Origin of the sequence: Mycobacterium gastri (genome assembly GCF_002102175.1) — a bacterium.
GTDB classification, from domain to species: Bacteria; Actinomycetota; Actinomycetes; order Mycobacteriales; family Mycobacteriaceae; genus Mycobacterium; species Mycobacterium gastri.
On sequence record NZ_LQOX01000014.1, the window covers coordinates 1 to 6,353 of the forward strand.

Sequence of the window (6,353 nt, forward strand, 5' to 3'; positions counted from 1 at the left end):
CGCCCCGCCGGTGGCCCCGGTCCCAGGCGCCCCGTTGGTACCGTCGCCGATCAACGGGCGCCCCAACAGCAAATTGGTGGGCGCATTGATCACACCCAAAATGCTGTCCACCAACGTCTGCAACGGGTTAGCCGCAGCCGCCTCAGCGGCCGCATACGCGCCTCCCGCCCCACTCAACGCCTGCTACAAACTGGCTATGGAACGCCGCCGCCTGCGCGCTCAGCGCCTGATACTCCTGGGCGTGGCCAGAAAATAGCGCCGCGATCGCAGCCGAGACCTCGTCGCCGGCGGCTGCCACCACTGCCGTAGTTGGGGCCGAAGCGGCGAAGTTGGCCGCCGTCAGCGACGAGCCAATGTCCGCCACGTCCGCCGCTGCCGTCGACAGCACTTCTGGAACCGCAACTAGATACGACATGGGTGCCTCCCGACTGGCCACCATCGCGTGTAAGGGCTACGAAAGTAGCACGAAAAGGTGCCGATCCGGGTGGAAATTCCCTCATTTGCGCTACAGTTACGGACTTTTTCCCGGTTCTCACCGTCAACGACCGAGAAACCCGCCCACTCGTTTCCAATGTCCAGCTGCCGAAACGTGTCGAATCGCCGGAGATGCCTAGTCCCACCTGGGGGTCAGCACCCCCAGCGCGCCCAGCGCGACCGCGGCCGCGGTCGACGTCCGCAACACCGTCGGACCCAGTCGGACCGCAACGGCGCCGGCAGCGGTCAGCGCGGCGATCTCCGCCGGCGCGATGCCGCCTTCGGGACCGACCACAAGTGTCAGCGAATCCGCCTGTGCCAGGCCAACTTCGGCAAGCCGACAGGTCGCCGACTCATGTAACGCCAGCACTATCGCGCCGCGGGCCACCTCGTCACGTACCCGCCCGGTCAACGCGGCCGTGGACAGCGGGCCGTCGACCGCCGGGATAAACGCCCGCCGTGCTTGCCGCGCCGCCGAACGGGTGACCGCTCGCCACCGGCGCAGACCCTTGTCGACGCGCGCACCGGTCCAGCTCGCCACGCAGCGCGCCGCCTGCCATGCCACGAATGCGTCGGCGCCGGCCTCGGTGGCCAGCTCGATCGCCAGTTCGGAGCGCTCAGACTTCGGCAGCGCCTGCACCACCGTCACCGCCGGCCGTGCCGGCACCACGCTCCACCGCTCCAGCACCCGGGCAGCCAGGCCGTCGCGTCCGGCCCGCTCGACCCGGCAGCGAGCCAGGTCGCCCTTGCCGTCGCCGAGCACCACCTCCTCGCCCGGACGGATCCGCCGCACGGTGGCGGCGTGAAAACCTTCGTCTCCGTCCACCACGGCCAGCGCGCCGGTATCGGGCAGCGCGTCGACGTAAAACAACGTCGCCACCATGCGCGCGCCGCCGACCGGCTAGCGCCCGGTGAAGGTTTCGCGCAACCGGCTGAACAGCCCGCCGCCGGCGCCGTGCGCCGACCGTACCTCGGCCACGTCGCGGCTTCGGCGGTTCTTGAACTCGCGCAACAGCTCGGCGTCGTGGTGGTCCAGCCGGGTGGGGACCACCACCTCGACGTGGACGTGCAGGTCTCCGCGAGTGTTGGAGCGCAGGTGCGGCATCCCGCGGCCCCGCAGCGTAATGACCGAACCCGGTTGCGTGCCCGGCGGAATGACGATCTCGCTGGGGCCGTCCAGGATGGCGTCCAGGGTCACGGTGACGCCCAGCGCCGCGTCAGCCATCGGCACCGAAACCGTGCAGTGCAGGTCGTCGCCCTCGCGCGCGAAGATGTCATGGGCCTGCTCGTGGACCTCGACGTACAGGTCGCCGGCCGGCCCTCCCCCCGGCCCGACTTCGCCCTGGGCGGCGAGCCGCACCCGCATACCGTCGCCGACACCGGCGGGAATTTTGACGGTGATCTCGCGGCGCGCCCGCACCCGGCCGTCGCCCATGCACTGATGGCAGGGGTCGGGAATGACCACCCCGACACCGCGGCAGGTGGGACACGGGCGCGACGTCAGCATCTGCCCGAGCAACGAACGCTGGACGGTCTGTACCTCGCCGCGGCCACCACAGGTGTCGCAGGGCACCGGGGCGGAATCGCCGTGGGTGCCCTTGCCCTGGCAGCGGTCGCACAACACCGCGGTATCGACGGTGACCTGCTTGGTGACACCGGTCGCGCACTCTTCGAGGTCCAGCCGCATGCGCAACAGCGAGTCCGAACCCGGCCGAACACGGCCGACCGGACCGCGCGACGCCGAACCGCCACCGAAGCCGCCCCCGAAGAACGCCTCGAAGACGTCGCCCAGCCCGCCGAAGCCGGCGAATCCGGAGGCCGACGCGCCGGCGCTTTCCAGCGGATCCCCGCCCAAGTCGACGATCCGGCGTTTTTCCGGGTCGCTCAACACTTCGTAGGCGACGCTGATCTCTTTGAACTTCGCCTGCGCCGCCTCGTCGGGATTGACATCGGGATGCAGTTCGCGGGCCAGCTTGCGATACGCGCGTTTGATCTCTGTTTCGCTGGCGCCCTTGCTGACGCCGAGCAGCCCGTAGTAATCGCGTGCCACGATTAACCTTCCTGTGCCGCCCTACGCGGCTGTCCACAACCTCTGCAGCGGGTGCGCGGTCATCGGGCACCCAGCACTTCGCCGATATACATGGCAACCGCGGCGACACTGGCGATAGTTCCCGGGTAGTCCATCCGGGTCGGCCCCAGCACACCCATGCCGCCGTAGACGGTGTCGTTGGAGCCGTAGGCGGTGCTCACCATCGAGGTCCCGACCATTTGCTCGACCTCCGTCTCATGGCCGATGCGCACCGTCACCTTGCCCGCTTCCTGCTGTGCGGCCAACAGCCGCAGCACCACCACCTGCTCCTCGAGCGCTTCCAGGATGGAGCGCAGCGAGCCACCGAAGTCCGCGGCGTTGCGGGTCAGGTTCGCGGTGCCGCCCATGAGCAGCCGCTCCTCGGTGTGTTCCACCAACGACTCCAGCAACACCGTCGCCGAGCGGCCGACCGCGTCGCCCAAACCGCCGGCACCGCGCAGCTGCCCCGCAAGGTCGGCGACCGCGATGGAGGCCGCCGAGAGCTTCTTACCTTCCAGCGCCTGCCCGAGCAGCTCGCGCAGCTGGGACAGCTGGTGGTCGTCGATGACGTCGCCGAGTTCCACGATGCGCTGGTCGACCCGTCCCGAGTCGGTGATCACCACCATCAACAGCCGCGCCGGGGTCAGCGGGATCACTTCCAGGTGGCGGACGGTCGAGCTCGACAACGTCGGGTACTGCACCACGGCGACCTGCCGGGTGAGCTGCGCCAGCAGCCGTACCGCGCGGCGCAGCACATCGTCGAGGTCGACGCCGGAGGCCAAGAAGCTCTGAATCGCCCGCCGCTCCGGCATCGACAGCGGCTTCACCTCGTCGAGGCGGTCGACGAACTCCCGGTATCCCTTCTCCGTGGGCACCCGCCCGGAGCTGGTGTGCGGCTGGGCGATGTATCCCTCGGCCTCCAGCACCGCCATGTCGTTGCGGATCGTGGCGCTGGACACCCCCAGGTTGTGGCGCTCTACCAGGGATTTCGAGCCGATCGGTTCCTGGGTGGCGACGAAGTCGGCGACAATGGCACGCAGTACCTCGAAGCGGCGCTCGTCTGCGCTTCCCATCGACTGTCACCTCCTTTGCGCACGGTCGGCCGGGTTCATTTTACGGTCTCGGAAGTAGCCGACCGTCCAGCTGCGGGATAGCACCGCGTCACCGGGACGGCGCCGGCCGGCAAATTCGGCAGATTCGGTGCAGGTCTGCTTCCACGGCGCCGTTGCGGCTAGCCTGTTCGGCATGATCATGTGCGGCTCCCACGGCGCGTCAGCGACGATCCGCCAATGATTTTCAAGGGCGTGCGGGAAGGCAAGCCGTATCCCGACCACGGGTTGTCTTATCGGGATTGGTCGCAGATCCCACCACAACAGATACGCCTCGACGAATTGGTCACCACGACCACCGTGCTCGCATTGGACCGGTTGCTGTCGGAGGACTCCACGTTCTACGGCGACCTCTTCCCGCACGCCGTGAAGTGGCGCGGGGTGACGTATCTCGAGGACGGCTTGCACCGGGCCGTGCGGGCGGCGCTGCGTAACCGGACGGTGCTGCACGCGCGGGTATTCGACATGGATACGCAGCCGGGCCGCCCGAACTAGCTCACTTGCCGTCGGGTGCGGATCGGCCGGTCACATTCTGATGCCGCCAGGTGTCGATCTAAGTAACACCACCAATCCGTGAGGAGCACGCCATGTCCCGACTTATCGGGGTCTGTGATCGCGACGCCGGCCCGGCCGCCAAAATCGCCTTCTACTTCACCAGGCGCAAGCTGGCGAAGCTGACCGGACGCCATACAGCCGCCATGCTCGAACCGCTGCGGATGTACGCCCATATTCCGAGATTGCTCAGCGCCTACGGCAGGCTCGAGCAGGCCGAATCGAAACTGGATATGCTCAGCCCCCGGGTGCGGGCCCTGGCCGAACTGAAGGCGGCGACGACCGTGGGCTGCGAATACTGCATCGACCTGGGCTCACAGATCGCCCGCGGCCTCGGGCTCAGCGAACAGGACCTGCTGGCTCTAACCGACTTCGAGCGGGCCGATTGTTTCTCCGACGTCGACAAGCTGGTGCTGCGGTACGCCACGGCGATCAGCCGCACCCCGGTCGAGGTCAGCGACGAGCTGTTCGAGGCGCTGCGCGCGCACTTCGACACCGCTCAACTCGTCGCGCTCACCCACATCGTCACCCTGGGCAATCTGCGTGCCCGGTTCAATATCGCGCTGGGTATCGGGGCTTCAGGTCTCTGCGGCGACCGGGTGTGCGCGCTGCCGGACACCACGGCGCGATGACCACCGAGTCGGAGCTGACCGCGCGTTTCGAGGCGGCCAGGCCGCAGCTGGGCGCACTGGCCTACCGGATGCTCGGCTCGGTGGACGACGCGGAGGACGCCGTGCAGGAGGCGTGGTTGCGCCTCGGCGCCGGCACGGATCGGGCCGTCGGCATCAACAACCTCGACGCGTGGCTGACCACCGTGGTGGCGCGGATCTGCCTGAACATGTTGCGCGACCGCCACGGTCACGGCCGCGAGGAGCTGGTCGAGCGGCTGCCGGATCCGATCGTGGACCCGGTCGGGGAATTCGACCCCGAGCATCGAGCGATGCTGGCCGACGCGGTGGGCCTGGCATTGTTCGTCGTGCTGAATACGCTGCCCCCGGCGGAGCGGCTGGCCTTGGTGCTGCACGACGTGTTCGCCGTCCCGTTCGAGCAGATCGCGTCCATCGTCGAGCGCTCGCCGGAAGCAGCTCGCAAACTGGCCAGTCGGGCGCGGCGACGCATCGAGCGCGCCGCCGCCGTTCCCGACCGCGACATCGCCGCGCAGCGCCGACTCGTCGACGCCTTCTTCGCGGCGGGACGCAGCGGTGACTTCGACCGGCTGGTATCGGTGCTGGACCCCGGCGTGGTGTTACGCGGCGACCTGGGACCCGGAGCCGTCCGCTCGGCGCACGGAGCTTCGGCGGTGGCCGCACTGGCCCGCAGCTATGCGGCACCCGAACGCGAGGTGCGGCCCGCGACCGTCAACGGCGCAGCCGGCGCCGTCGTCTTCATCGCCGGCCGCCCCGCGGCGATCATGGGCTTCCTGGTGCGCAACGGAAGGATCGCCGCGATCGACGTGCTGGCCGATCCGCAGCGCATCGCCAAGCTCGATCTGGGCGCGCTGAACCGCTAGGACGGGTCAGTGTCCCGCGGCCTGCAGCAGTTCCATGGCCGAGCTACGCGACAGCATCCAACTGCCCTGGTTGACGAACGTGACGTTCTGCGTGACCGGTGAGGTCAGCTTGGGGCCGGAGACAGCAACGTCGGCCGTGGCGGTCCCGGCGCCGGCCGACTGGATGTTGGACACGGTGAACGACAACGGCAGGTCCCCGTTCTTGGCGGCCTTCTTCAGCTCGTGGTCGGCCAGGCGGGCCTCGGTCCCGCCGATACCCCCCTCGACCAGGTCGCTCTTGTTCGCGAACGAGACGCTGGGATCGGCAAGGCTGTTGAGCAGGCTGGTCAGTTGAGCGGCGGTCGGCAGGTTTGCGGCCGGGGCGGGGTCCTGCGGCAAGGGCGCTCCGAAGACCACCGGCAGCACCTGGCTTACCGCCGGGCTCTCGGATGCGACAGACGTCACACCCGCGGCGGCAGCCCCGATCGCGGCCACGGCGGCCAGGCCAGTAGCGACGGATTTCATCATCATGCTCTCCCCCTGGTTCACAACTGATAGTCCTAATAATTGTCCTGGCAATAGCCTGTCATTTGCCACCGGGAAGGGACCACTGGTTTGCCACCAGCTAGGGACCACCTGTTTGGCTCAGCGAGCATGATGT

The 6,353-nt window shown here is 68.4% G+C and carries 8 protein-coding genes and 1 pseudogene; 3 read left to right on the plus strand and 6 right to left on the minus strand.

Annotated elements, in window-relative coordinates; genetic code table 11:
- The 5 genes and pseudogenes from AWC07_RS29645 to hrcA form a co-directional block, all read right to left on the minus strand.
- Positions 1 to 93 (minus strand): annotated as a pseudogene (locus tag AWC07_RS29645) (PE family protein); the annotation flags it as partial.
- A gap of 49 nt (positions 94 to 142) precedes the next feature.
- Positions 143 to 415, minus strand: a complete 273-nt coding sequence (locus AWC07_RS02265; protein ID WP_425271207.1) for a PE family protein — start codon at positions 413 to 415, stop codon at positions 143 to 145.
- Positions 416 to 610: 195 nt separating this feature from the next.
- Entirely contained in the window at positions 611 to 1,357 is a 747-nt protein-coding gene (locus AWC07_RS02270; RefSeq protein ID WP_036408446.1) for a 16S rRNA (uracil(1498)-N(3))-methyltransferase, read from the minus strand.
- Positions 1,358 to 1,375: 18 nt separating this feature from the next.
- Positions 1,376 to 2,524 (minus strand): molecular chaperone DnaJ, encoded by a 1,149-nt coding sequence (gene dnaJ, locus AWC07_RS02275; RefSeq protein ID WP_036408443.1) that lies wholly within the window; start codon positions 2,522 to 2,524, stop codon positions 1,376 to 1,378.
- Positions 2,525 to 2,583: 59 nt separating this feature from the next.
- Positions 2,584 to 3,615 carry a heat-inducible transcriptional repressor HrcA gene (hrcA, locus tag AWC07_RS02280; RefSeq protein WP_036408441.1) on the minus strand — a complete coding sequence of 344 codons (1,032 nt, stop codon included), beginning with the start codon at positions 3,613 to 3,615 and terminating at the stop codon, positions 2,584 to 2,586.
- A gap of 216 nt (positions 3,616 to 3,831) precedes the next feature.
- Between hrcA and AWC07_RS02285 the strand changes: the two genes are divergently transcribed.
- The 3 genes from AWC07_RS02285 to AWC07_RS02295 all read left to right on the plus strand — a co-directional run bounded on the left by AWC07_RS02285 (position 3,832) and on the right by AWC07_RS02295 (position 5,713).
- Positions 3,832 to 4,146, plus strand: a complete 315-nt coding sequence (locus tag AWC07_RS02285; protein ID WP_036408460.1) for a type II toxin-antitoxin system VapB family antitoxin — start codon at positions 3,832 to 3,834, stop codon at positions 4,144 to 4,146.
- 92 nt (positions 4,147 to 4,238) lie between these two features.
- Positions 4,239 to 4,835, plus strand: coding sequence for a carboxymuconolactone decarboxylase family protein (locus AWC07_RS02290; RefSeq protein ID WP_036408438.1), 597 nt, complete (start codon positions 4,239 to 4,241; stop codon positions 4,833 to 4,835).
- Complete coding sequence (locus tag AWC07_RS02295) at positions 4,832 to 5,713, plus strand: sigma-70 family RNA polymerase sigma factor (protein WP_036408457.1); 882 nt, start codon at positions 4,832 to 4,834, stop codon at positions 5,711 to 5,713. The genes AWC07_RS02290 and AWC07_RS02295 overlap by 4 nt, the downstream gene beginning before the upstream one ends.
- Before the next feature lie 6 nt (positions 5,714 to 5,719).
- On the opposite strand, the gene AWC07_RS02300 is transcribed toward AWC07_RS02295, so the two are convergent.
- Complete coding sequence (locus AWC07_RS02300) at positions 5,720 to 6,223, minus strand: MTB12 family secreted protein (RefSeq protein WP_036408454.1); 504 nt, start codon at positions 6,221 to 6,223, stop codon at positions 5,720 to 5,722.
- Between the last annotated feature and the right edge of the window lie 130 nt (positions 6,224 to 6,353).

Bases quoted from the DNA above. Each gene is read 5' to 3' on its own strand.
- hrcA (WP_036408441.1), bottom strand. From the start codon at position 3,615: ATGGGAAGCGCAGACGAGCGCCGCTTCGAGGTACTGCGTGCCATTGTC.
- AWC07_RS02295 (WP_036408457.1), top strand. From the start codon at position 4,832: ATGACCACCGAGTCGGAGCTGACCGCGCGTTTCGAGGCGGCCAGGCCG.
- AWC07_RS02285 (WP_036408460.1), top strand. From the start codon at position 3,832: ATGATTTTCAAGGGCGTGCGGGAAGGCAAGCCGTATCCCGACCACGGG.
- AWC07_RS02270 (WP_036408446.1), bottom strand. From the start codon at position 1,357: ATGGTGGCGACGTTGTTTTACGTCGACGCGCTGCCCGATACCGGCGCG.
- AWC07_RS02300 (WP_036408454.1), bottom strand. From the start codon at position 6,223: ATGATGATGAAATCCGTCGCTACTGGCCTGGCCGCCGTGGCCGCGATC.
- AWC07_RS02265 (WP_425271207.1), bottom strand. From the start codon at position 415: ATGTCGTATCTAGTTGCGGTTCCAGAAGTGCTGTCGACGGCAGCGGCG.
- AWC07_RS02290 (WP_036408438.1), top strand. From the start codon at position 4,239: ATGTCCCGACTTATCGGGGTCTGTGATCGCGACGCCGGCCCGGCCGCC.